We start from the raw sequence: 21,495 nt of genomic DNA on the forward strand, positions 1-21,495 counted from the left end.
TCGTTATCTTTGTTATGTTTTAATGATAAAAATTTTTAACAAGGAAAAATTATGCTTATAACTCCTGAAAATTTATACAAAAAAAGAAGAGCTTTTTTGAAATTGGGAGCGGGTGCTTTAGTAAGCTCGACCTTGATAGCTTCTAAGCTTTCTGCTTTGAATTTCACAAAGGACACCAATCCAAACGCACTTAAAATCAGCGATGAAGAATTAGCGACAAATTATGTTAATTTTTATGAATTTTCAACAGATAAAAAAAGAGCTGTGGCTTTGGCACAAAATTTCAATACTCAAGGCTGGAAAATAGAGCTTAGTGGGGAGATAGAAAAGCCTTTAACTCTAAGTATGGAAGATATTTTAAAATTTCCCTTAGAAGAAAGAATTTATCGTTTTCGTTGCGTTGAAACTTGGTCTATGGTAGTGCCTTGGGTAGGTTTTGAACTAAGCCGCTTAATAGAAAGGGCAAAACCCACTAGCGAAGCGAAATTTGTTAAATTTACCACTCTTTTTGATAAGAGTCAGTTTCCTGACCAAGATGCTTTTTTTCCAACCATAGCTTATCCTTATGTAGAAGGACTGCGTATGGATGAGGCTATGCATCCGCTGACTTTAGTAGCAGTGGGTATGTATAAAAAAGCCTTAAAATCTCAAAATGGGGCGCCAATCCGCCTTGTTGTGCCTTGGAAATATGGCTTTAAAAGCATAAAATCCATAGTGAAAATAGAATTTACCAAAGAACAACCCAAATCCACTTGGGAATTAGCAAATCCTAGAGAATACGGCTTTTACGCAAATGTAAATCCTAATGTTTCCCATCCTAGATGGTCCCAAGCAAATGAGAGAGCCTTGGGGGATTTTTTCACCAAACCCACTTTGCTGTTTAATGGTTATGAAAAAGAAGTGGCAAATTTGTATGCAAATATGGATTTAAAAGCGAATTTTTAATGCGTTCAAAACATTTTAACCTTCTTGCCTATCTTGGCTTTTTAGCGAGTTTGATTTACGGCTTTTATAGTATTATCAAGGCTTTTGACTTTGTCAAAGAAGCCTATATTTATACTGGAAGCTTGGCTTTGATTTTTTTAAATTTAAGCCTTTTCTTTTCTTTGTTTCGATTTAAAAAAACAAAAACTTATCCCAAAATTTTAGGAATTTTCTCAGCCTTTTGGGCGATTTTGCATTTTTTAAATTATTTTATTTTTGATAGGAATGCCCAAATTTTAAGACTTTTTGATGATATTTCACACCGCTTACTCGAGGCAAGTGGGTTTTTTGCTTTTCTTATCCTCTTTTTTATGTTTTTAAGCTCGTTTAAAATTTTTAAAAAACTTAGCAAGATAAGGAAATTAGGGTATTTGTGCTTGGTTTTGGCAAGTTATCATTATTTTTTAAGTCCAAAAGTGCCGATGTTTTGGGAATGGAGTGCTTTGATTATAGCTTTATTTTATTTCATACTCCGCTACACAAGATTAAAACCCAACAATCTTACTCTTATCAAAACTTGAATTTAGCTCCTTTTGTATGCTTTCTATAAAATCTTGCATTTTAAATATCCCTTCTTGGGATACTGCTACTTTTAAAGCTGTGTTTTTTACTACCATTAAAATTTGCGCTCCGCTTAATTCATAATTTGACAAAATATTTATGTCAAAATTTTTTTCAAATGAAGCCTTTTTAGGCAAAAATTTCTCCCAAATTTTAAGTCTATCTTTAAAATCAGGTTTTTTAAATTCTATCTTTATATCAAATCTTCTTGAAAACGCACTATCTAAGCTTTCTAAAAAATTTGTCGTAGCGATGATAACACCGCTAAAACGCTCAATTTGTTCTAAAAAAATATTTTGCATTTGATTGTGCATCTTATCGCTTCCACTACTACCATCAACCCTTGTGCTTAAAAACTGGTCAGCTTCATTTAAAAGCAAAATAGGACTTTGCTTGCAAGTTTGCACTATATTTTTGTAAGTATCAAAAATTTTTCTCACATTTTGCTCACTTTCACCCACCCATTTGCTTAAAATTTTTGAGCAATCAAAGCTAAGAATCGCTTTTTTCATCGATTTTGCCATAGCTAAAGCCGACATAGTCTTACCCGTTCCCGGCGGTCCATAAAAAATAATTTTAGCTTCTATATTTTTATTGCTCTTTATGCCCCAAGAATGCAGTCTTTCTACGACCTTTTTATCCTGTTGTTTTAAAATATTTTCTAAAAGTTCTTTTGTGTTTTTAGGCATAATAATATCGTTAATATCAATACTTGGCTCTATAAGCTCAAAAATGTCTTGCTCTTTTAAAACGCTTTCGATTTTAATCTTTTTGCTTTGTTTGGGTTCGAAATTTATAATTCTTTGCAAAATTTCATCAGCGATAAAAAAGCTTTTAGAAATATCGCCAAAAATATTTAAATACTCGTCATATTCGATTAAATTTAAAAGTGGAGCATTTTCTTGTAATAATTTTTTATTCTTGTGTCTTTCTAAATCATTTTCACTAATCAAAGAAAGCAAAAAATTCATTTCCCTTGACACTGAATTTTCGTTACTTAAAGTGTATTCTTCTTTTAAAAGTGCCAAAAAAATAATTTGCTCCTTAGGCTCAAGATGATATTCTTTAAAAATATCGGCTAAAACATTGTAAAATTTGCTTTTTTTAAGCCTTTCTTTAATGTGTTTTTCATAAAGCTTGATTTGATTTTTTATTTCGCTATTGTAGGCACTTTCTTGTATAAAGCTTAATTTTTCATACAAACCCACACGCACAAATTCATCTTTTAAATATTCCAAATAATCCGCATAAGCGTCTTGTTTGTCAAAATTCAAGCGAGATTTTGCTTCTAAAAATTCTAAAAAATACTCACTTAGACTCAGCTCACTTTGCAATAAAGCAAGATTTAATGTTTGAATTTTATTGCTTTCAATGCTTTTAAAATAACTAGAATTTTGATTTACAAAACCTCTTTCAATCAGCTTTTTTAAATCTTTTAAAGCATCCAAATAAGCATATTTATCACTACCAAAAACACCGGACAATAAAGTAAAAGCATTGATAGAAGAAACAGAGACAACATAGTTCTTACAAAGCTCTCTAAGAATCAAAGCTTCATTTTTGGCACACTGAAGTTCTTTGTAAATTTGAGTATCTTCTATATTTTTTAAACTTAAAAAATTTTTTAACTTTTCCATTATTTTTTAAAATTCCTTTAAGGCAATTTACTTTTATCAATCTTTCAAGCGGAATTTTTAGTCATTTAACTTAAAAATTCATAAAATTTTCTTTTAACAACAGCAAAAAAGTTTTAATCTTACATACGCACTAAATCAATCTTTATACGCGAAATTCTATCAAAAAAACTTATTTTATCATCGCAAACTTGATAAAAAATTGCATAATTTTTTGCTTTTAAATCTTGCTTAAAACCACAACTTGTGCTTTGTAAATTTTTACCCTGCCACAAAGCCTTAGCATTTAAAATATCACTTAGAATATCTTCATAATATTCGTTTTTAAAAAATTTTTGATTAAACACTTTTTTATCATAACATACAGCATTAATGCAAATTTTATCTTTGATTTTAAGCTCAAAAAAAGCTTGTCCTAGCTTATAAACTTCTAAATTTAAAGCATTGTTTTCTTTTTTTAAAAAAGCCGCATCATTGATTTTTATCATAGGAGAAGCTATCAAAATCATCAAGCTTTGGCTTGAAAAATTTTGATTTTTCACACTGCAAGCACAAAGAAAAAAAGCTAAAGCAAAAGCAAAATAATATTTCAAAATTAAACCTTATTTAAGATTTTTAAAACTTAGATTTAATTCCAAATTCAACTCTTTAACCAAACTCATAACCGCTTGCAAATCATCAATTTGTTTTGCGCTCACACGAATTTCTTCCCCGCGTATAGTGGAATTGACTTTGAGCTTACTATCCTTAATGGCTTTATTGATTTTTTTAGCATTTTCACTATCTATAACATCATTTGCCTTTAAATTTAAACGAAACATCGCTCCGCTTTCACGAGAAAGCTCCTTAATAGCATTAGGATTAATCCCTCTTTTAATCAGCTTAGAAATCACTATATCCTTTAAAACATCGAGTTTTCCTTCACTTGAAGAACTGAGCTTAAAAATACTATCTTTTTCACTTAAATCAATCTCACACTTAATTCCCTTTAAATCATAGCGACTATCGAGTTCTTTTTTTGCTTGCCCAAAGGCATTTTTCAGCTCTTGCTTGTCTAAGGCTGCTGAAATATCAAAACTATGCTCACTTGCCATTTTCTATCCATTCTTTTAAATTATCATAAACCATATCCATCAAAGCATTTAAAGCTTCCTTACTTGCCCACGCAATATGAGGAGTGATAATAAGATTTTCTTTGTTTTTAATGCTTAAAAGCGGATGATTTTTTACCATAGGTTCAAATTCTAAAACATCAAGCCCCACACGAATGTTTTTTTCATCTATGATTTTAGCCAAATCATTTTCATTAATAATCCCACCTCTTCCTACATTTATCAAAATCGCATTAGCTTTTAAAAGTTTTAATTCTTCAAAAGTCAGCAAATCTTTAGTTTTTTCATTTAAAGGTGCGTGAATGCTGATAATATCGCAAGTTTTTAATAAATCTTCTAATTCTAAGTGTATAAAATCTGCATTTTTATTAGCCCCGCTTGTAGAATAATAATAAATTTCAGCCCCAAAGCTCTTTGAAATTCTTGCCACTTCCTTGCCTATGGTTCCTAAACCTATAATGCCGTGTTTTTTACCACTTAAAGTATTTAAAACCCTACTAAAATCTGCAAAAATAGGACTATCACACCATTTTCCTTCCTTGCTCCACTTATCATAATAAACAATTTGATTTAAAAAAGCAAAAAGCAAGGCAAAAGTATGTTGGACAACACTCATAGTAGAGTATCCTACTGCGTTTTTTACAATGATACCCTTTTCTTTAGCGTAAGCAAGGTCGATATTATTTACTCCCGTAGCTGTTTCTAAAATGAGCTTTAAATTCCTACAAGCATCCATCACATCTTTATCGATTATAACCTTATTTATCATAGCTACATCGGCATCTTTTAAACGCTCTATGACTTGTTCTTTATCTGTTGTAGTATAAATTTGCAAAGAACCTAATTGCTCAAAAACACTTAAATCATAATCCCCTAAAGTTGCCGCATCCAAACAAACGATTTTCATTTTTAATCCTTTATGATATGTCCTACAAATTTAGAATAATTATCAAGCACAAGAGAGCCTTTTCTAAAACCCAAACCGCATCCTTCATAGGCAAAGAAAACACCCGCTTGATAATACTCATTTTCATAGGAATTAAACTCTACATATTCTTGATAGATGGCTTTGTTATTTCCATAAGGACCTACATTTTCATGTAAAGTTTTTCCATCTTTGATTATACTGATATTTGCCCCTTCCCTACCAAAAACAGGTTTTTTTACATAAGTTTTTCCTTCTAAAGGCGTGTCTTTTGTTTCTAAAAGTAAAGGATGATTTGGGAAAAGTTCCCATAAAATTTTTAAAATTCCTTTAGATTGAAATAAAAGTGTATAAGCTGGATTTAAAATAATAGCCCTTTGATTACGCATAATTTGCGTTAAAAGCATAGCCAGTTCGCCCTCTTCTATGGCTATATCCTCCCAAGGAACAAGCTTGAACCAATACTCATAATTTTCACCCTCTTTAAAAATACCTTCATCACTAAATTCCACCTCATCTACATAGGCAAAATTTGTTTGAAAACCTGCTTCATTAGCGATATGAGAAAGTAATTTTGTAGTAATTTCTTCTTCTTTACTTCCTGCTACGCTAGAAAATAAAATTTTCCACCCCTGATAACGCTTTTCGAAGTCTTCAACGCTTTCATCAAGAGTGATAAGTCTTTTAAAATTATCCATTAAACTTTCATAAATGCTGTTAAATTGTGCGCTTTCGTCCATTCCATTTTGCTTTAAAATCGCCCATTGCAAAATCGCACTTTCAAAAAGAGCCGTTGGGGTATCGGCATTAAATTCTATAAGCTTTATAGGATTACCATCAAGCCCCCCTGCCAAATCAAAACGCCCATACAAATGCCAATGCACCTCATTTTCCCAGCTCATCTTAATCGCATCAATAAGATTAAAAGGAATTCCAAGCTCGTCAAAGCGTTCATTGTCAATAACATTTTGTGCAGCCGCTATAAACATATCATAAAGCTCATTGACCGCTTCATAATACGCATTGGCTTCGCTTTCCTTCACACAAACTAATTTATCGCTAATATAATCACTCCCATCTTCATCCGTATGCCACGAAAAACCTATATTTTCTAAATAATCTTTTTGAAGTTTATTAACTTGTAAAATTTGCATTAGTTATCCTTAAGAGCCAAAATTAGAATTCGAACTTGTTGCCTTAGAACCTCCACCAAAAAAGCCTGACTTAGCCCCACTACTAGCAGTAGCTCCCCCTGCTTTATTAAAACTATTGACACTTCTTTGGTAAGCACTTTGATTAGAAAAAGCACCGCGTTGCTGATTGGCAAAATTTTGATTATTAAAAAGCTTTGAACCTATCCAACTACCCAAAATCGCACCCGCAGCACTAGCAAGCAAGGTTTCGCCAAGACTTAGACCCCCACTGCTTATCTGTCCGCCATCTTTGGTTAAATTTGAAGTTCCATTGTCAATTTTAGCCGCTTCTTGCTGGATTAAGGCATCCATTTCTTCTTTGGATAAAACCCTTTCTGTGCCATCAAGTTGTTGCAAAACCACTCTCGTTTCAGCACTAGGAAATTGCTCTTTAATTTTGTATTGTCCGGGTGCTGTCTCTTCTATGATGACAAAGGCTCCTTGAGCATTGGCTGCTTGATTTAAAGTATCTGCGTTATCATTATTACTTCCACAAGCTGTTAAAGCACCCCCCGCAACAGCTGCTAAACCACTTATCATACCGATTTGAACGATTTTTTTGATTTTTTTCATAAGCTTATCCTAAAAACAGAAAATTTAAATTAGAAATTCTAACGAAAAATAATAAATACTTTTTAATACCAAATGGAGTTTGTAGATATAAAAAAAGCCCTTTCGGGCTTTTGGCTTAGAGTCTTGATTCGTAGCGTCTAAGCATATAAAGTCTTTTAAGCATTTTTTTGCGTGCTGAAATTTTTTGTTTTTTGCGAATTTCAGTCATAGGCTCGAAAAATCTTCTTGCTCTTACTTCAGTTACAACTAGATTTCTATCTACTTGTTTTTTGAATTTGCGATACGCCTCGTCAAAAGACTCATTAGGATGCACCTTAATTCCCGGCACAGCCCTCACCACCTTTCTGTGTAAATTTGTTTGTGGAAGCGAGATTATAAAACACTTCTTATTAATTCTAACTTAGAATATTTAAAACTTAATTTTAGTTTTATTCGGCTATAATCTTTGGCTAAAAACTAAAAAATTCAAGGATTAAAAATGCAAGGACACATTACAACTTATACAAAAAAACGCTATTTTGTGTATTTAATTGCAAGCATTGTTATCTTTGTTCTGCCCTTTATAAGAATTAACGATAATCATTTTTTTCTCCTAAGCTTTGACCACTCTAAACTCAATTTATTTTTCATTTCTTTTTCCACTCAGGAATTTTATCTTTTACCTTTTGTTCTTATATTGCTTTTTTTATTTATCTTTTTCATTACCACTTTAGGGGGTAGAATTTGGTGTGCTTGGAGTTGTCCCCAAACTATTTTTAGAGTGATTTATAGGGATTTAATCCAAACCAAAATTCTTAAAATTCGCAAAAATATCAATAATAAGCAAAAAAAATACGAAGGACAGCTTTTCAAAAAAACCCTAGCCTTAGTGCTTTTTTCTCTTGTAGCCCTAGCAGCTGCTAGTAATTTTTTATGGTATTTTGTGCCGCCTGAAGATTTTTTTGGCTATATTCAAAACCCTAATGAGCATTTGCTTTTGATGGGAATTTTGCTCTGCGTAAGCTTGTTTTTAATCTTTGATGTGTGTTATTTGGCTGAGAATTTCTGCATTTATGTTTGTCCTTATGCAAGGATACAATCTGTAATGTTTGATAATGACACTATGCAAGTGATTTATGATGAAAAGCGAGGAGGCTTGATTTATGAAGGGCATACTAAACTTTACAAAAAACCACCTCAAGGCGAATGTATAGGCTGTGAAGCCTGTGTTAGTATTTGCCCAACTCATATTGACATACGCAAGGGTATGCAACTTGAGTGCATTAACTGCCTTGAGTGTGCGGATGCTTGTTCAAAAGTGCAAGCTAAGTTTAACAGAGCTAGTTTGATTAATTGGACAAGCACCAAAGCTATGCAGACACGCTCTAAAGTTCATTATTTAAGATTTAGAACCATAGCCTATTTCGTAGTGCTTTTAATCGCGTTAATAGCCTTAATCATTATGGGAAATAAAAAAGAAAGTATGCTTTTAAATATCAATCGTAGCAGTGAGTTATACAGCATTACAAAGCTTAAAGGCGAATTAGTCATCACCAATGCTTATACTTTTTTATTTCAAAACACAGATACTAAAGCCCATGAGTATTATTTTAAAGCAAATTTAGAAGGAAGAAATGATGGGATTGAGATAATTAGACCTACTAAGCCTTTCACCCTAAAGGCAGGAGAACAAGTTAAAAAAATAGTCGTCATCAAAGCCACAAAAAGCTTGGCCAAAGATAGTCAAAAAGAAAGTCAAAAAGACACCATTTTTCCACTTCACATAAGAGCTTTTGCTAAGGATGATGAAAAAATTTCAGTGGATAGAAAAAGCATATTTGTATATCCTAAGAACACTATTGAAGAGAAAAAAATAGGAGAAGAAAAATGAATTTGGGCAAACAGCCATCTAAAAAGGTTTTAGCAAGGGCAGAAAAAATCAAAGCCGTTGCTTATGAGCTTTTTTCCAACAAGGGCTATCAAGAAACGAGTCTTAGCGATATTATCAAACTTTCAGGGGGTTCTTATTCTAATATTTATGAGAGTTTTAAAAGCAAGGAAGGTTTGTTTTTTGAAATTTTAAACGATATTGTTAAAGAGCATTTTCATCTCATTTCTTCTAAAATTCATCAAGTAAAGGATAAAAAAGACTTAAAAGATGTTTTGCATTCTTTTGGAATGAGTTTTTTAGAAATTTTTAATCAACCCGAAGCCGTAGCCTTTGGTAAGGTCATATATTCTCAAGTTTATAGCAAGGATAAGCACCTTGTCAATTGGCTAAGTGATAATCAAGAAAATTTCGCACACAATATACTAACTCAGTATTTTCAAACCCAAAAAAATTCCTATCTAGCTAACAATGCCAAAAAACTAGCCGTTCTTTTTTGCACTATGCTAAAAGAACCTCATCACAATCTTAATATCCTTGCCAAAACTCCTTTAATGACCCAGCAAGAGCAAAAACAACATCTTGATTTTATCATCGAAATTTTTTTAAATGGAATTAAGCACCAAAAATAAATCTTATTAACCAAATTTGAGATATAATCTCAATTCATAAAAAATTTTGTAATAAAAATTACAACATCTAAAACTTATATTTAAAAAAGGTAAAAAAGATGAATTTATTTAAAAAAAATACTCTTTTAATATTAAGCGTTGTGCTTTTATTTACTGCTTGTAGTAAAGAAGAAGCACCTAAAATGCAAACCCCGCCCCAGCCTGTTAGCGTTTTAAGCGTTAAGGCTGAAGATTTGCCTTTAAGTTTTACTTACCCAGCAAAATTGGTTAGTGATTATGATGTGATTTTAAAGCCTCAAGTCAGTGGCGTGATAGTTAAAAAACTCTTTAACGCAGGCGATAGGGTAAAACAAGGGCAAACGCTTTTTATCATAGAACAGAATAAATTTAAAGCTAGCGTGGATTCAGCTTATGGACAGGCTTTAATGGCTAGGGCGACTTTTGATAATGCCGCTAAGGATTTTAACCGCTCACAAACTCTCTTTGATAAAAAGGCTATTTCTCAGAAAGAATACGACTCCGCTCTTGCTACATTTAATAGTTCTAAAGCCAATTTAACCAGTGCAAGAGCCACACTTGCAAATGCAAGAATTGATTTAGAACATACAGAGATTAAAGCTCCTTTTAATGGCACACTAGGCGATGCTTTGATTAACGTGGGTGATTATGTCAGTGCTTCTTCAACCGAACTTGTAAGACTTACTAATCTTAATCCCATTTATGCTGATTTTTTCATTTCAGACACCGATAAGCTTAACCTAGTTCGCAATACTCAAAGTGGAAAATGGGATTTAGCTAATATTGAAGCGAGTTTAAATCTTAACGGAGAAATAGTTAAAGGAAAGCTCTATTTTATAGACTCTGTTATTGATGCTAATAGTGGTAGCGTTAAAGCTAAAGCTGTCTTTGACAACAACAACTCCACTCTTTTACCCGGAGCTTTTGCGAATATCACTTCGCAGGGCTTCATACAAAAAAATGGCTTTAAAATTCCACAAATTGCTATTAAGCAAGACCAAAACGATGTGTATGTTTTACTTTTAAAAGAGGGTAAGGTCGCAAAGGCTTCTGTGCATATTAGCTATCAAAACAATGAATATGCCATTATTGACAAAGGATTACAAAACGGCGATAAAGTCATTTTGGATAATTTTAAGAAAATTCGCGTTGGTAGCGAAGTTATAGAAGCTGGAGCTAAATAATGTTTTCTAAATTTTTTATAGAAAGACCTGTGTTTGCCTGCGTTGTTGCTATTATTATATCCTTAACTGGAACTATTGGGCTTGTAAATTTACCCGTAGAGCAGTATCCTTCTTTGACCCCGCCAACGGTTAAAGTGAGTGCGACCTACACGGGAGCAGACGCTCAAACCATCGCTTCAACCGTCGCAAGTCCTATTGAAGATGCAATCAATGGTGCGGATAATATGATATATATGGACTCTACTTCGAGTTCTTCAGGAACTATGAGTTTAACCGTATATTTTAATATCGGCACAGACCCTGACCAAGCTACTATTGATGTCAATAATAGAATTTCAGCCGCCACAGCAAAAATGCCCGATGCGGTTAAAAAACTTGGGGTAACGGTTAGAAAAACTTCTTCAACCACACTTGCAGCAATTTCGATGTATTCAACTGATGGTTCTATGAGTGCTGTGGATATTTATAATTACATTACCCTTAATATAGTCGATGAATTAAAAAGGGTTCCGGGTGTAGGTGATGCCTTTGCTATTGGCAATCGTAATTATTCTTTAAGAATTTGGCTCAATCCAGACTTACTTAATAAATTTGGTGTAACAGCCACAGATGTTATCTCAGCTGTAAATGAGCAAAATTCCCAATACGCCACAGGCAAAATCGGCGAAGAACCTTTAACACAAAAATCGCCCTATGTGTATTCCATCACTATGCAAGGAAGATTGCAAAACCCACAGGAATTTGAAAATATTATCTTAAGAAGCAATAATGATGGTTCTTTTTTAAGACTTAAAGATGTAGCTGATGTAGAAATTGGTTCGCAACAATACAATTCACAAGGTAGATTAAATGGCAATGACGCTGTGCCTATTATGATTAATCTCCAATCTGGAGCCAATGCTATCAATACAGCAGAGCTTGTAAGCAAAAAAATGGGGGAACTTGCTAAAAATTTCCCACAAGGCTTAGAATATAAAATTCCTTATGATACAACAAAATTTGTTATAGAATCCATTAAAGAAGTAATTAAAACCTTCATCGAAGCTCTGATTTTAGTTATTATTGTAATGTATTTATTTCTTAAGAATTTCCGCTCTACTCTTATCCCTATGATAGCCGTGCCTGTATCCTTACTAGGGACCTTTGCAGGGCTTTATGTTTTGGGCTTTAGTATCAACCTACTCACGCTTTTTGCCCTTGTTTTAGCCATAGGTATAGTGGTAGATGATGCCATTATAGTGGTAGAAAATATAGATAGAATTTTGCACGAAGATGAAAAAATCAGTGTTAAAGACGCTGCCATTAAGGCTATGGATGAAGTAAGTTCGCCCGTGATTTCCATAGTATTAGTGCTTTGTGCTGTCTTTATACCTGTATCTTTTATCTCAGGTTTTATGGGCGAAATTCAAAAGCAATTTGCCCTAACCCTAGCCATTTCAGTAAGCATTTCAGGTTTTGTAGCTCTAACTCTAACGCCTTCTTTGTGTGCTTTGTTTTTAAGACGTAATGAGGGTGAGCCTTTTAAATTTGTAAAAAAATTCAATGACTTTTTTGATTGGAGCACTTCAGTTTTTAGTGCGGGCGTGGCTTATATGCTTAAAAGGACTATTCGCTTCGTGCTTGTTTTTTGCATTATGCTGGGTGGAATTTTTATGCTTTATAAAGCCGTGCCAAGCTCTTTAGTGCCTGAAGAAGACCAAGGACTTATGATAAGCATAGTCAATCTTCCTTCTGCTTCAGCCCTTCATAGAACAATGACAGAAATTGACCACATTAGCGAAGTAGTCCAAAATACAAACGGCGTAAAAGATACAATGGCAATGATAGGCTTTGATTTATTCACTAGCTCCTTAAAAGAAAATGCAGGGGCAATGTTCATAGGACTTGAAGATTGGAAAGATAGAAATGTAAGCGTTAATCAAATCATAGCTGAACTCTCAAAAAAATTCGCCTTTGACCAAAACGCTTCAAGCTTTTTCCTAGGCTTACCCCCTATACCCGGACTTAGCATCACAGGGGGCTTTGAAATGTATGTACAAAATAAAAGTGGTAAAAGCTATGACGCCATCCAAGAAGATGTAAATAAACTCATAATAGCCGCTAATCAAAGAAAAGAATTAAGCGGAGTAAGAACAACCTTAGATACAAGCTTCCCACAATATAAACTCATCATAGATAGGGATAAACTTAAGCATTTTAATCTCAATATGCAAGATGTTTTTAATACTATGAATGCAACCATAGGGACTTATTATGTGAATGATTTCTCTATGCTAGGAAAGAATTTTCAAGTTAATATCCGTGCTAAGGGTGATTTTAGAAATACTCAAGATGCCTTAAAAAATATTTTCGTGCGTTCAAATGATGGCAAAATGGTAGCACTTGATTCCTTTTTAACCCTGCAAAGAAGTTCAGGACCTGACGATGTTAAACGTTTTAATCTCTTCCCAGCAGCACAAATTCAAGGACAACCTGCACAAGGTTACACTTCAGGTCAAGCCATAGACGCCATAGCTCAAGTAGCAAAAGAAGTTTTAGGAGATGAATATTCCATAGCTTGGAGTGGAACAGCTTATCAGGAAGTTTCTAGCAAAGGAACAGCAGCTTTTTCCTTTGCCTTAGGCGTTATTTTTGTGTTTTTAATTTTAGCCGCTCAGTATGAAAGGTGGTTTATGCCACTAGCGGTTATCACGGCTGTGCCTTTTGCTGCCTTTGGTTCCTTTTTATTTGTGTATTTTAGGGATTTTAGCAATGATGTGTATTTTCAAACGGGACTTTTGCTTCTCATAGGACTTTCAGCCAAAAACGCTATTTTGATTGTGGAATTTGCTATGGAAGAGCGACTTAAAAAGGGTAAAAGCATTTTTGATTCTGCTCTTGCAGCGGCAAAACTTCGCTTCCGCCCTATAGTTATGACTTCTCTAGCTTTTACCTTTGGAATCTTGCCTATGCTTTTTGCAACAGGAGCAGGAAGTGCTTCAAGACACTCACTAGGAACAGGGCTTGTAGGTGGAATGATAGCCGCTTCGACTTTGGCTATTTTCTTTGTGCCTTTATTTTTCTATCTTTTAGAAAATTTCAATGAATGGCTTGACAAAAAAAGGAGTAAAGTTCATGAATAAAATCATTTCAATTAGTCTAGTAACAAGTTTCACTCTTGTATTTTGTGCTTGCTCATTAAGCCCTAATTTAAATATACCCGAGGCAAATTACAGCACCGACAATAGATTAGGCATCTTAGCTTGGGAAAAAGAAAGCAACACCACTCTTTCAAAAACTTGGTGGAAAGAATTTGAAGATGAAAATTTAAACAAAGTTGTGGATTTAGCCCTTAAAAATAATAGCGATTTAAAACTTGCCTACATCCATATGGAACAAGCCGCTGCCCAGCTTGGCATTAGTTTTAGTGATTTATTACCCACACTAGATGGTAGTGCAAGTGGCACTAGAGCTAAAACATCAGCTAATGCTCCAAGCAGTAGGGGCGGGACAAGTTATGGCAATGATTTTAAAATGGGCTTAAATTTAAGCTATGAGCTTGATTTATGGGGCAAATACCGCGACACCTATCGCGCATCAAAATCAAGCTTTAAAGCAAGTGAATATGATTATGAAGCGGCAAGATTATCTGTCATTTCAAGCGTGGTTCAAAGCTATTTTAATCTTGTAAATGCCTTTGAAAATGAAAATGCTCTTAAAGAAGCTTATGAAGCTGCAAAGGAAATTTATAGGATTAATGATGAGAAATTTCAAATTGGTGCCGTAGGTGAGTATGAGCTTGCCAATGCAAGAGCTAATTTAGAAAGCATAGCTTTGCAATATAACGAAGCAAAATTAAATAAAGAAAATTATCTTAAAGCTTTAAAAATTTTAACTTCAAATGATTTAAATGACATACTTTACAAAAATCAAGCCTATCAAGTTTTTAAGCTTAAAGAATTCACTATACCCACAGGAATCTCAAGCGAAATTCTACTTCAAAGACCTGATATTGGCTCTTCTTTAGAAAAACTTAGCGCGAAAAATTATCTCGTTGGAGTAGCCAGAACGGCTTTCTTACCTAGTCTTTCTCTAACAGGATTATTGGGATTTGAAAGCGGGGATTTGGATACCTTAGTTAGAGATGGTTCTAAAACTTGGAGCGTAGGTGGGAATTTTACCTTACCTATTTTTCACTGGGGAGAAATTTATCAAAATGTAAATTTAGCCAAACTGAATAAGGATGAAGCCTTTGTGAATTATCAAAATACCCTAATCACAGCCTTTGGAGAAATTCGCTATGCCCTAATAGCTAGAAAAACCATTCGTTTGCAATACGCTAATGCACAAGAAAGCGAACAAGCTTACAAAAGAATTTATGAAATTGCCAAAGAACGCTATGATATAGGAGAAATGTCTTTGCAAGATTATTTAGAAGCAAGACAAAATTGGCTTAATGCTGCAGTTGCTTTCAATAATACTAAGTATTCTTATGCTAATTCCATAGTGAATGTCATCAAAGCCTTTGGGGGTGGATTTAGGCAAAGTGAAAATATCAGTAAAAATATAAAAGAAGAAGCAAAAAATTTAGACCTATCTTTTAGAGAATAGCAAAGTGCTATTCTCTAATGCTTTAAAAATCTTTATCTAAATCCGCATCCGTGATTTCATAAGCCTTATAAAGAGCTGGTAAAAGCTTTCTTATAGCATAATCAAAATGATAAAATTGTTTATACACCTCTTCTGGATTTAAATTTTTAGCATTCTTAAAATCAAATACTTCAGTATTTGCGATTTTAGAAATATTTTTATCAAAATAAGAGTAGAATTCAGCCCTTTGCTTAAATAAAGCATTGAGATTTTGTGCGACTTTTGTTTTGTCCATTTTTATTCCTTTCCTGTAAGTTGATTAAACTTATAACATTTTTTTGTTAAGAAATGAAAAATTTACCCTTGTTTTAGCTAAAGATTGCTAAAGTTGCATTTTGTTATTTTAATATTTAGGTCTCTTATGAATTTATTCCAAAATTTAGCTTTAAAATACTCTCATACCATGATGGAAAAATCCCTACAAAAAGGTTTTAATGTCGAACTTTTAAAAAAAGGGAAGACTAAAATTCCAAAACAAAATAAAAGCTATATGCTCTACGCTCACGTGCCTTTTTGTCATACTTTTTGTCCTTATTGTAGTTTTCATAAGTATTATTATGATGAAAATTTAGCCAAAGCCTATTTTCAAAATCTTAGAGAAGAAATTAAAATCATGAAAGATAAAGGTTTTGATTTTACTTCCATGTATGTGGGTGGTGGCACAACTCTCATTAATGAAGAAGAATCGTTAAAGACCTTAGAACTTTGTAAAAAATTATTCAATATACAAGAGATTTCGTGTGAAAGCGACCCTAACCACATTGACCCTAAAAAACTTTCAATGTTTAAAGGTATTATCAATCGTTTAAGTTGTGGAATTCAAAGTTTTGATGATGAAACTTTAAAAAAAGTAGCAAGATATAATAAATTTGGTTCTTCTAAAGAACTTCAAGAAAAAATTTCAAAAGCTTTAGGAATTTTACCTATTTTTAGTATCGATTTGATTTTCAACCTACCCGGACAAAGCGAAAAGCAACTCTTAAGCGACTTAGAGATTGCAAAAAATTTAGCCCCGCAACAAATCACAACCTATCCCTTAATGAAATCAAATCTTACCAAAGATAATATCGCTAAAAGTCTAGGTGTAAGTATCAAAGATAATGAATTTGCTTATTATCAAATTATACGTGAATTTTTTAAAGACTATACTCAAAACAATGGCTGGAGCTTTTCTTTGGAAAAAAACAAGCTCAATGACGAATATGTAAGCTCTCATCACGAGTATTTAGGTGTGGGTAGTGGGGCGTTTAGTTTTTTAGATGGAGAACTTTTAATCAATGCTTTCAATCTTAATGATTATGCTAAATTGATACAAGAAAAACAAAATGCTAATATAGCCAAAGCTTGCTTTGATAAAAAAGAGATTATCAAATATGTCTTTTTAACTGAAATTTTTTCAGGAAAAATAGAAATTGATAAATTTAACAAAACTCTAAATTGCAATCTTGAAAAAGAACTTTTCATAGAACTTTTAGGCCTAAAGATGAGTGGAGCTATTGTAAAAAATAAAAATACCTTAATCGCAACCGAATTTGGTCAATATCTTTTTGTAGTTTTAATGAAAGATTTTTACACAGGTATGGACCTTGTGCGTGCAGTTTTCAGGGACAATAAACGCCTGAAAAACAAGGACTATATCAATATAATGAAAGAAAATGTTAATCCGCTTAATTCCGCTAGTATGGAATTTAAAGCGGAAAACCATTAAAAGGGTCGAATAACCATCATTAAAGCAATGATGATAAACATCAAAGTGGGAAATTCATTATAAATTCTAAAATATTTTCCGCTTTTTGTAGAAGTATCATTTGCTAAAGCTTTTAAACAATAATAATTATGAATATGATAGATAAGCAAAAGCGTAACACAGCTAAGCTTAACATGCATAAACCCACTACCCACCATCAAAACTTCTTTATGGGCGTGAAGCATTAAACTCCCTGTGATTAAAGTAACAATCATAGCAGGATTTTGTATATAAAAATAAAGCTTTTTTTCTTGGATTTTTACCACATCCACAAAACCTTGATTATCTTTATGCTCTGCGTGATATACAAAAAGACGTGGCAAATAAAAAAGTCCCGCCATCCAAGAAACAAATGCTAAATAATGCACCCATTTAATCCAAAAATAATAATCATTAATCCATTCTGTCATCTTTTTTCCTTTTTTTAAATATTTCTTGCATTAAAATCAAAGCCACACTTATATTTATCATGACATCTGCAACATTAAAAATAGCAAAATTAAACCATTTATGCCAAAAAAACATATCCACCACGCCTCCATGTATGAAGCGGTCAAATAAATTTGAAACACCCGCACCAAGCATCATACCAAAAGCAACACTATAGGTTTTTAAAAGCAATTTTTGCCAAAAAAGATAAATAAAAAGCAAGGCAATTAAAGCAAGATGTAGATATTTTAAATTATGCTCTAAAAAACTCAGCATCGAAAAAGCTACACCTGTATTTAGGGCATAAGTCAAGTCTAAGTATTCACTCTGCCATCTAAGTCCTGCTAAAGTTAAGGATTTTACCCATTGATCAAAGGCAAAAACCAAAACAAAAGCACCCCAAAAATAAAAAATAAATTTAAAAGTTTTAGCCATTTAAAGCTTTCTTAAAAAACTCCACAACATTTTTCATTTCTTTTTCCAAAAGCTTAATATCTTTAGCTTCCAATAAAAGTCTTATCAAATTTTCAGTTCCAGAATAACGAAATAAAGCATTGATATTTTTACTTTCTAAATCTTTTTTTAGCTCTTTTAAACCTTTAATTTTATTTAAATCTTTTTTTTCTGAAATTTTAAGATTGGTTAAAAGCTGAGGATAAGGTTTAACTTGACCCAAAATAAAACTTGCAGATTTTTTCTTAGAAAGTATTAAAGCAGAAAATTGCAAAGCCGCTATCAAACCATCTCCAGTTTTTGCATAATCACTGAAAATAATATGACCGCTTTGCTCTCCGCCGAAATTTCCGCCACTTGATTTTAATTTCTCAAGCACATATTTATCGCCCACATTACAAGTATCAAGTTCTATACCTTGCTTATTTAAAAACTCTTTTAAAGCACCATTGCTCATTATAGTAGCTACAACACTGGATTTTAACTTTCCTTGCTCTTTAAGATAAAGGGCTAAAACTCCTAGCAAACTATCGCCATTTGCTACTTCGCCCCTTTCATCCACCACTACTAGCCTATCGGCATCCCCATCAAAAGCAAAACCCACATCTGCACGCAAACGCTTCACTTCAGTAGCTAAATTTGCAGGATGTAAAGCTCCGCAATTCTCATTAATATTAAGTCCATTGGGCTTATCACTCATCACTATAACTTCAGCTCCTAGCTCCTTAAAAACAGTGGGTGCTACCTTATAAGCTGCGCCGTTAGCCACATCTAAAACCACACGCAAGGATTTTAAGGTCAAGTCTTTTGGAAAAGAATTTTTAATAGAAACAATGTATCTTCCTATGACATCATCAATTCTTTTTGCTTGACCGATTTTCTCCATATCCACCCTAGAAGCTTGTATAAGCTTATCATCAAAATAAATTTCTTCTATTTTTTTCTCAATATCTTCACTAAGTTTGTTTCCATGAGCATCAAAAAATTTAATACCATTGTCATAATAAGGATTATGTGAAGCCGATATCATAATCCCTGCATCACAACGCATATCTTCAGTTAAAAAAGCAATCGCAGGAGTTGGCATAGGACCTATTTGTATAACATTATATCCTATAGAAGTAAGTCCTGAAACTATGGCATTTTCTATCATATAGCCGCTTCTTCTCGTATCTTTTCCCACTAAGATATTATTCGTAATACTTTTATCTTTAAAATAAATCCCTGCAGCCATAGCCAAACGCATAGCCAAAAAACTATCTAAAAATTCACCCGCTTTTCCACGAACACCATCGGTTCCAAAAAGTTTCATTTCAAACCTTTCTCACAAATTTAGTATCCATTATAACAAAGCTAAGATAAAGAAATTTAAACAAGCTCTAAAATATAAAGCTTGTCTAGCCTTTACAGCTCAGGCTTAGGAGTTTTTTCTGTGGAGATAGGAAGCTGTGGATAGATAATTGCTGGTTTTATTCCAGTTAGAGATTTTAGGAAAGTTTCAATGCTTTTTGCTTCCTTGTTGGAAATTTTAATACCAAGCTGAACACTACCCATCTCTTTTATAGCATCTTGTAAATTCCAAATGGCACCATTGTGAAAATACGGAGCAGTCTCAGCAACATTTCTTAAAGTCGGAGTTTTTACCATACCGTTTGCATCACCTTTAAAATCACCTAAATTTGCAAATTTATATTTACCAGCAACTTCAAATGCCTGCATATTGCCACCTAAATTCACGCCATTATGGCAAGCGGTGCAGCCTTTTTCCATGAAAAGTTTTAGGCCTTTTTGTTCTTCTTTTGTTAAAGCCTTCTCATCTCCTTCTAAGAATTTATCAAAACGAGATGGAGTGATTAAAGTTCTTTCAAAATTTGCAATCGCATCAGCGATATTATCAAAACTCACTCCACTTTTTCCATAGATTTTTCTAAATTCACTAACATACTCAGGTAAAGATGCGATTTTTTCTACTGCAAGTTTAGCAGGAGTTGCCATTTCAGGTTCCGCTTGGATAGGTCCTTTAGCTTGGTCAGCTAAAGTTCCCGCACGACCATCCCAAAATTGAGTATTATTTAAAACTGCATTATAAACTGTTGGTGAGTTTAAATGATGGGGATTTGCCGTCCATTTATGCCCCACCGCAGCACTAATTCCATCTGTTCCACCCAATCCTACATTATGACAGGTATTACAAGAAATAATCCCACTTTTCGAAAGGCGTGGCTCAAAATAAAGTTTTTTACCAAGCTCTGCTTTTTCAAGGGTAAATTCACTAGCCTTTATTCCATTTTGCTTTAAAATTTCATCAACACCCTTTTGATTTTTTGGCAAGGATACAAGACCTGAATTTCTAGCTTCTTCAATAAGATTCGTAGCATTTAAACTTGAAAAAGCAACCAAAGATGTAATAAAAAATAATTTTATTTTCATTAACAACTCCTTATTTAAATTAAATTTAAAATAAATAGTATAATTTATTTACTTAAAAAATAATAAAAATTATTAATTACTATTAATAATTAATTAATAGTAATTTTATCTTATTTATTTTTCTCTCGTTTAGCTTTTTAACCTATAATTGTCATTTACAAAATCTTTAAAAGGTCAATATGGAAAATTTACTCATCTATGGTGGAATTTATCTTTTAGCTTCTATTCCTTTTGGGCTTGTTTTGGCTAAATTTTTTGCTGGAGCGGACATAAAAAATCAAGGCTCAAAAGGCATAGGAGCAACCAATGTTTTAAGAGTGGTTAAGGAAAAAAACCCCGCCTTAGCTAAAAAACTTGCCCTTGCTACCCTTATCCTAGACTTTGCTAAAGCGGCAGTTCCTTTGCTAATTTTGAAGGCTTTAGCTTATGATGATGCCTTGCTTTGGAGCGTGGCTGTTTTGGCTGTTTTTGGGCATTGTTTTTCCATTTATTTGCTTTTTGAAGGAGGCAAGGGCATAGCTACAGGTGCGGGAGCTATGAGTGTTTTACTGCCTTTAGAAGTTCTTTGTGCTTTTGTAGTTTGGCTTATTTTTGCTAAGGTGTTTAAAATTTCATCCTTAGCATCTTTAATAGCCTTGCTTGTTTTTATTGCAAGCTCTTTTATTTTTCACTATGAACTCCCTATAAATACGCACGCACCTGTGTTTATTGTCGCTATTATTATAGTTTATAAACACTTGCCTAATATTAAAAGATTGGTTTTTAAAGAAGAATGCAAAGTCATATAAAACTCAAATTTCATTTTAAATGTATCATTGGAATACTAGACTTTGAAAGAAAGAAAAAGCAAAAAATTCTCATTAAACTCCAAGCCAAATCAGACGAGTTTTTAAACTATGCCAAAGTAATCACTAAGGTCAAAAAATACTATAAAAAAGGGCGCTTTCACACCCTAGAAGAAGCTCTAAGCCATACAAGCACTCAGCTTAAAAAAGATTTTCCTAGTTTAATTTGGCTGAAAATAGCCGTTTTCAAACCCCATATCATTAAAAAGGCTAGGGTTGGAGTGAAGCTGAAAAAAAAATATTAATTTTTTTTTAAAGTTACCTAAACATTTACTTAAA

22 protein-coding genes are annotated in these 21,495 nt (G+C 33.1%); 10 read left to right on the forward strand and 12 right to left on the reverse strand.

Features of this window, described 5'->3' with window-relative positions:
- Positions 1-51: 51 nt before the first annotated feature.
- The gene (gene msrP, locus ACLL8X_RS05905) at positions 52-945 is read left to right on the forward strand and encodes a protein-methionine-sulfoxide reductase catalytic subunit MsrP (RefSeq protein WP_411989998.1); all 894 of its coding nucleotides are present in this window, start codon (positions 52-54) and stop codon (positions 943-945) included.
- Positions 945-1,505 (forward strand): ferric reductase-like transmembrane domain-containing protein, encoded by a 561-nt coding sequence (locus ACLL8X_RS05910; protein ID WP_411989999.1) that lies wholly within the window; start codon positions 945-947, stop codon positions 1,503-1,505. Before msrP ends, ACLL8X_RS05910 begins: the two co-directional genes overlap by 1 nt.
- Here ACLL8X_RS05910 and ACLL8X_RS05915 read toward each other — a convergent pair.
- The 7 genes from ACLL8X_RS05915 to rpsU all read right to left on the reverse strand — a co-directional run bounded on the left by ACLL8X_RS05915 (position 1,470) and on the right by rpsU (position 7,310).
- The gene (locus tag ACLL8X_RS05915; RefSeq protein WP_411990000.1) at positions 1,470-3,182 is read right to left on the reverse strand and encodes an AAA family ATPase; all 1,713 of its coding nucleotides are present in this window, start codon (positions 3,180-3,182) and stop codon (positions 1,470-1,472) included. The genes ACLL8X_RS05910 and ACLL8X_RS05915 overlap by 36 nt on opposite strands.
- 119 nt (positions 3,183-3,301) lie before the next feature.
- Positions 3,302-3,688, reverse strand: a complete 387-nt coding sequence (locus tag ACLL8X_RS05920) for a hypothetical protein (protein WP_411990115.1) — start codon at positions 3,686-3,688, stop codon at positions 3,302-3,304.
- Between the two features lie 93 nt (positions 3,689-3,781).
- Positions 3,782-4,273, reverse strand: coding sequence for a YajQ family cyclic di-GMP-binding protein (locus tag ACLL8X_RS05925; RefSeq protein ID WP_411990001.1), 492 nt, complete (start codon positions 4,271-4,273; stop codon positions 3,782-3,784).
- Positions 4,263-5,198, reverse strand: coding sequence for a D-2-hydroxyacid dehydrogenase (locus ACLL8X_RS05930; protein ID WP_411990002.1), 936 nt, complete (start codon positions 5,196-5,198; stop codon positions 4,263-4,265). Before ACLL8X_RS05930 ends, ACLL8X_RS05925 begins: the two co-directional genes overlap by 11 nt.
- A 2-nt stretch (positions 5,199-5,200) precedes the next feature.
- A complete protein-coding gene (locus tag ACLL8X_RS05935) occupies positions 5,201-6,370 on the reverse strand; it encodes a glutathionylspermidine synthase family protein (RefSeq protein WP_411990003.1) in 1,170 nt (389 codons plus the stop codon).
- A 9-nt stretch (positions 6,371-6,379) separates the two neighbouring features.
- Positions 6,380-6,982 (reverse strand): UPF0323 family lipoprotein, encoded by a 603-nt coding sequence (locus ACLL8X_RS05940; RefSeq protein ID WP_411990004.1) that lies wholly within the window; start codon positions 6,980-6,982, stop codon positions 6,380-6,382.
- 115 nt (positions 6,983-7,097) lie between these two features.
- Positions 7,098-7,310, reverse strand: a complete 213-nt coding sequence (gene rpsU / locus ACLL8X_RS05945) for a 30S ribosomal protein S21 (protein ID WP_002780697.1) — start codon at positions 7,308-7,310, stop codon at positions 7,098-7,100.
- Between the two features lie 150 nt (positions 7,311-7,460).
- On the opposite strand from rpsU, the gene ccoG reads away from it, so the two are divergent.
- From ccoG to cmeC, 5 genes are all read left to right on the forward strand, one after another.
- Positions 7,461-8,852 carry a cytochrome c oxidase accessory protein CcoG gene (gene ccoG, locus ACLL8X_RS05950; RefSeq protein ID WP_411990005.1) on the forward strand — a complete coding sequence of 464 codons (1,392 nt, stop codon included), beginning with the start codon at positions 7,461-7,463 and terminating at the stop codon, positions 8,850-8,852.
- Complete coding sequence (locus tag ACLL8X_RS05955) at positions 8,849-9,481, forward strand: TetR/AcrR family transcriptional regulator (RefSeq protein WP_411990006.1); 633 nt, start codon at positions 8,849-8,851, stop codon at positions 9,479-9,481. The genes ccoG and ACLL8X_RS05955 overlap by 4 nt, the downstream gene beginning before the upstream one ends.
- A 98-nt stretch (positions 9,482-9,579) precedes the next feature.
- Positions 9,580-10,683: an efflux RND transporter periplasmic adaptor subunit gene (locus tag ACLL8X_RS05960; protein ID WP_411990007.1), complete on the forward strand. Its 1,104-nt coding sequence runs from the start codon at positions 9,580-9,582 to the stop codon at positions 10,681-10,683.
- Entirely contained in the window at positions 10,683-13,805 is a 3,123-nt protein-coding gene (cmeB, locus tag ACLL8X_RS05965) for a multidrug efflux RND transporter permease subunit CmeB (RefSeq protein WP_411990008.1), read from the forward strand. The genes ACLL8X_RS05960 and cmeB overlap by 1 nt, the downstream gene beginning before the upstream one ends.
- A complete protein-coding gene (cmeC, locus tag ACLL8X_RS05970) occupies positions 13,798-15,273 on the forward strand; it encodes a multidrug efflux transporter outer membrane subunit CmeC (protein WP_411990009.1) in 1,476 nt (491 codons plus the stop codon). Before cmeB ends, cmeC begins: the two co-directional genes overlap by 8 nt.
- A gap of 22 nt (positions 15,274-15,295) precedes the next feature.
- On the opposite strand, the gene cmeU is transcribed toward cmeC, so the two are convergent.
- On the reverse strand, positions 15,296-15,547 hold the full coding sequence (cmeU, locus tag ACLL8X_RS05975) for a CmeU family protein (protein ID WP_411990010.1): 252 nt from the start codon (positions 15,545-15,547) through the stop codon (positions 15,296-15,298).
- Positions 15,548-15,673: 126 nt separating this feature from the next.
- On the opposite strand from cmeU, the gene ACLL8X_RS05980 reads away from it, so the two are divergent.
- Complete coding sequence (locus ACLL8X_RS05980) at positions 15,674-17,020, forward strand: coproporphyrinogen III oxidase family protein (RefSeq protein WP_411990011.1); 1,347 nt, start codon at positions 15,674-15,676, stop codon at positions 17,018-17,020.
- Here the strand turns inward: ACLL8X_RS05980 and hemJ are convergent.
- From hemJ to ACLL8X_RS06000, 4 genes are all read right to left on the reverse strand, one after another.
- Positions 17,017-17,469, reverse strand: coding sequence for a protoporphyrinogen oxidase HemJ (gene hemJ / locus ACLL8X_RS05985; RefSeq protein ID WP_411990012.1), 453 nt, complete (start codon positions 17,467-17,469; stop codon positions 17,017-17,019). The genes ACLL8X_RS05980 and hemJ overlap by 4 nt on opposite strands.
- The gene (gene lspA / locus ACLL8X_RS05990) at positions 17,453-17,923 is read right to left on the reverse strand and encodes a signal peptidase II (RefSeq protein ID WP_411990013.1); all 471 of its coding nucleotides are present in this window, start codon (positions 17,921-17,923) and stop codon (positions 17,453-17,455) included. Before lspA ends, hemJ begins: the two co-directional genes overlap by 17 nt.
- Positions 17,916-19,253, reverse strand: coding sequence for a phosphoglucosamine mutase (gene glmM / locus ACLL8X_RS05995; protein WP_411990014.1), 1,338 nt, complete (start codon positions 19,251-19,253; stop codon positions 17,916-17,918). Before glmM ends, lspA begins: the two co-directional genes overlap by 8 nt.
- Before the next feature lie 92 nt (positions 19,254-19,345).
- Positions 19,346-20,371 carry a cytochrome-c peroxidase gene (locus ACLL8X_RS06000; RefSeq protein ID WP_411990015.1) on the reverse strand — a complete coding sequence of 342 codons (1,026 nt, stop codon included), beginning with the start codon at positions 20,369-20,371 and terminating at the stop codon, positions 19,346-19,348.
- Between the two features lie 179 nt (positions 20,372-20,550).
- On the opposite strand from ACLL8X_RS06000, the gene plsY reads away from it, so the two are divergent.
- Both plsY and ACLL8X_RS06010 read left to right on the forward strand, forming a co-directional pair.
- Positions 20,551-21,159: a glycerol-3-phosphate 1-O-acyltransferase PlsY gene (gene plsY, locus ACLL8X_RS06005; protein WP_411990016.1), complete on the forward strand. Its 609-nt coding sequence runs from the start codon at positions 20,551-20,553 to the stop codon at positions 21,157-21,159.
- Complete coding sequence (locus ACLL8X_RS06010; protein ID WP_411990017.1) at positions 21,144-21,461, forward strand: dihydroneopterin aldolase; 318 nt, start codon at positions 21,144-21,146, stop codon at positions 21,459-21,461. The genes plsY and ACLL8X_RS06010 overlap by 16 nt, the downstream gene beginning before the upstream one ends.
- The last annotated feature ends 34 nt before the right edge of the window (positions 21,462-21,495 follow it).

It is taken from the genome of Campylobacter parajejuni, from assembly GCF_046764905.1.
Taxonomy (GTDB): Bacteria; Campylobacterota; Campylobacteria; order Campylobacterales; family Campylobacteraceae; genus Campylobacter_D.

Bases quoted from the DNA above. Each gene is read 5' to 3' on its own strand.
- cmeU (WP_411990010.1), bottom strand. From the start codon at position 15,547: ATGGACAAAACAAAAGTCGCACAAAATCTCAATGCTTTATTTAAGCAA.
- msrP (WP_411989998.1), top strand. From the start codon at position 52: ATGCTTATAACTCCTGAAAATTTATACAAAAAAAGAAGAGCTTTTTTG.
- cmeC (WP_411990009.1), top strand. From the start codon at position 13,798: ATGAATAAAATCATTTCAATTAGTCTAGTAACAAGTTTCACTCTTGTA.
- ACLL8X_RS05930 (WP_411990002.1), bottom strand. From the start codon at position 5,198: ATGAAAATCGTTTGTTTGGATGCGGCAACTTTAGGGGATTATGATTTA.
- ACLL8X_RS05910 (WP_411989999.1), top strand. From the start codon at position 945: ATGCGTTCAAAACATTTTAACCTTCTTGCCTATCTTGGCTTTTTAGCG.
- ccoG (WP_411990005.1), top strand. From the start codon at position 7,461: ATGCAAGGACACATTACAACTTATACAAAAAAACGCTATTTTGTGTAT.
- ACLL8X_RS05955 (WP_411990006.1), top strand. From the start codon at position 8,849: ATGAATTTGGGCAAACAGCCATCTAAAAAGGTTTTAGCAAGGGCAGAA.
- ACLL8X_RS06000 (WP_411990015.1), bottom strand. From the start codon at position 20,371: ATGAAAATAAAATTATTTTTTATTACATCTTTGGTTGCTTTTTCAAGT.
- ACLL8X_RS05980 (WP_411990011.1), top strand. From the start codon at position 15,674: ATGAATTTATTCCAAAATTTAGCTTTAAAATACTCTCATACCATGATG.
- hemJ (WP_411990012.1), bottom strand. From the start codon at position 17,469: ATGACAGAATGGATTAATGATTATTATTTTTGGATTAAATGGGTGCAT.
- ACLL8X_RS06010 (WP_411990017.1), top strand. From the start codon at position 21,144: ATGCAAAGTCATATAAAACTCAAATTTCATTTTAAATGTATCATTGGA.
- glmM (WP_411990014.1), bottom strand. From the start codon at position 19,253: ATGAAACTTTTTGGAACCGATGGTGTTCGTGGAAAAGCGGGTGAATTT.
- ACLL8X_RS05960 (WP_411990007.1), top strand. From the start codon at position 9,580: ATGAATTTATTTAAAAAAAATACTCTTTTAATATTAAGCGTTGTGCTT.
- lspA (WP_411990013.1), bottom strand. From the start codon at position 17,923: ATGGCTAAAACTTTTAAATTTATTTTTTATTTTTGGGGTGCTTTTGTT.
- ACLL8X_RS05940 (WP_411990004.1), bottom strand. From the start codon at position 6,982: ATGAAAAAAATCAAAAAAATCGTTCAAATCGGTATGATAAGTGGTTTA.
- ACLL8X_RS05915 (WP_411990000.1), bottom strand. From the start codon at position 3,182: ATGGAAAAGTTAAAAAATTTTTTAAGTTTAAAAAATATAGAAGATACT.
- ACLL8X_RS05935 (WP_411990003.1), bottom strand. From the start codon at position 6,370: ATGCAAATTTTACAAGTTAATAAACTTCAAAAAGATTATTTAGAAAAT.
- ACLL8X_RS05920 (WP_411990115.1), bottom strand. From the start codon at position 3,688: ATGATTTTGATAGCTTCTCCTATGATAAAAATCAATGATGCGGCTTTT.
- cmeB (WP_411990008.1), top strand. From the start codon at position 10,683: ATGTTTTCTAAATTTTTTATAGAAAGACCTGTGTTTGCCTGCGTTGTT.
- ACLL8X_RS05925 (WP_411990001.1), bottom strand. From the start codon at position 4,273: ATGGCAAGTGAGCATAGTTTTGATATTTCAGCAGCCTTAGACAAGCAA.
- plsY (WP_411990016.1), top strand. From the start codon at position 20,551: ATGGAAAATTTACTCATCTATGGTGGAATTTATCTTTTAGCTTCTATT.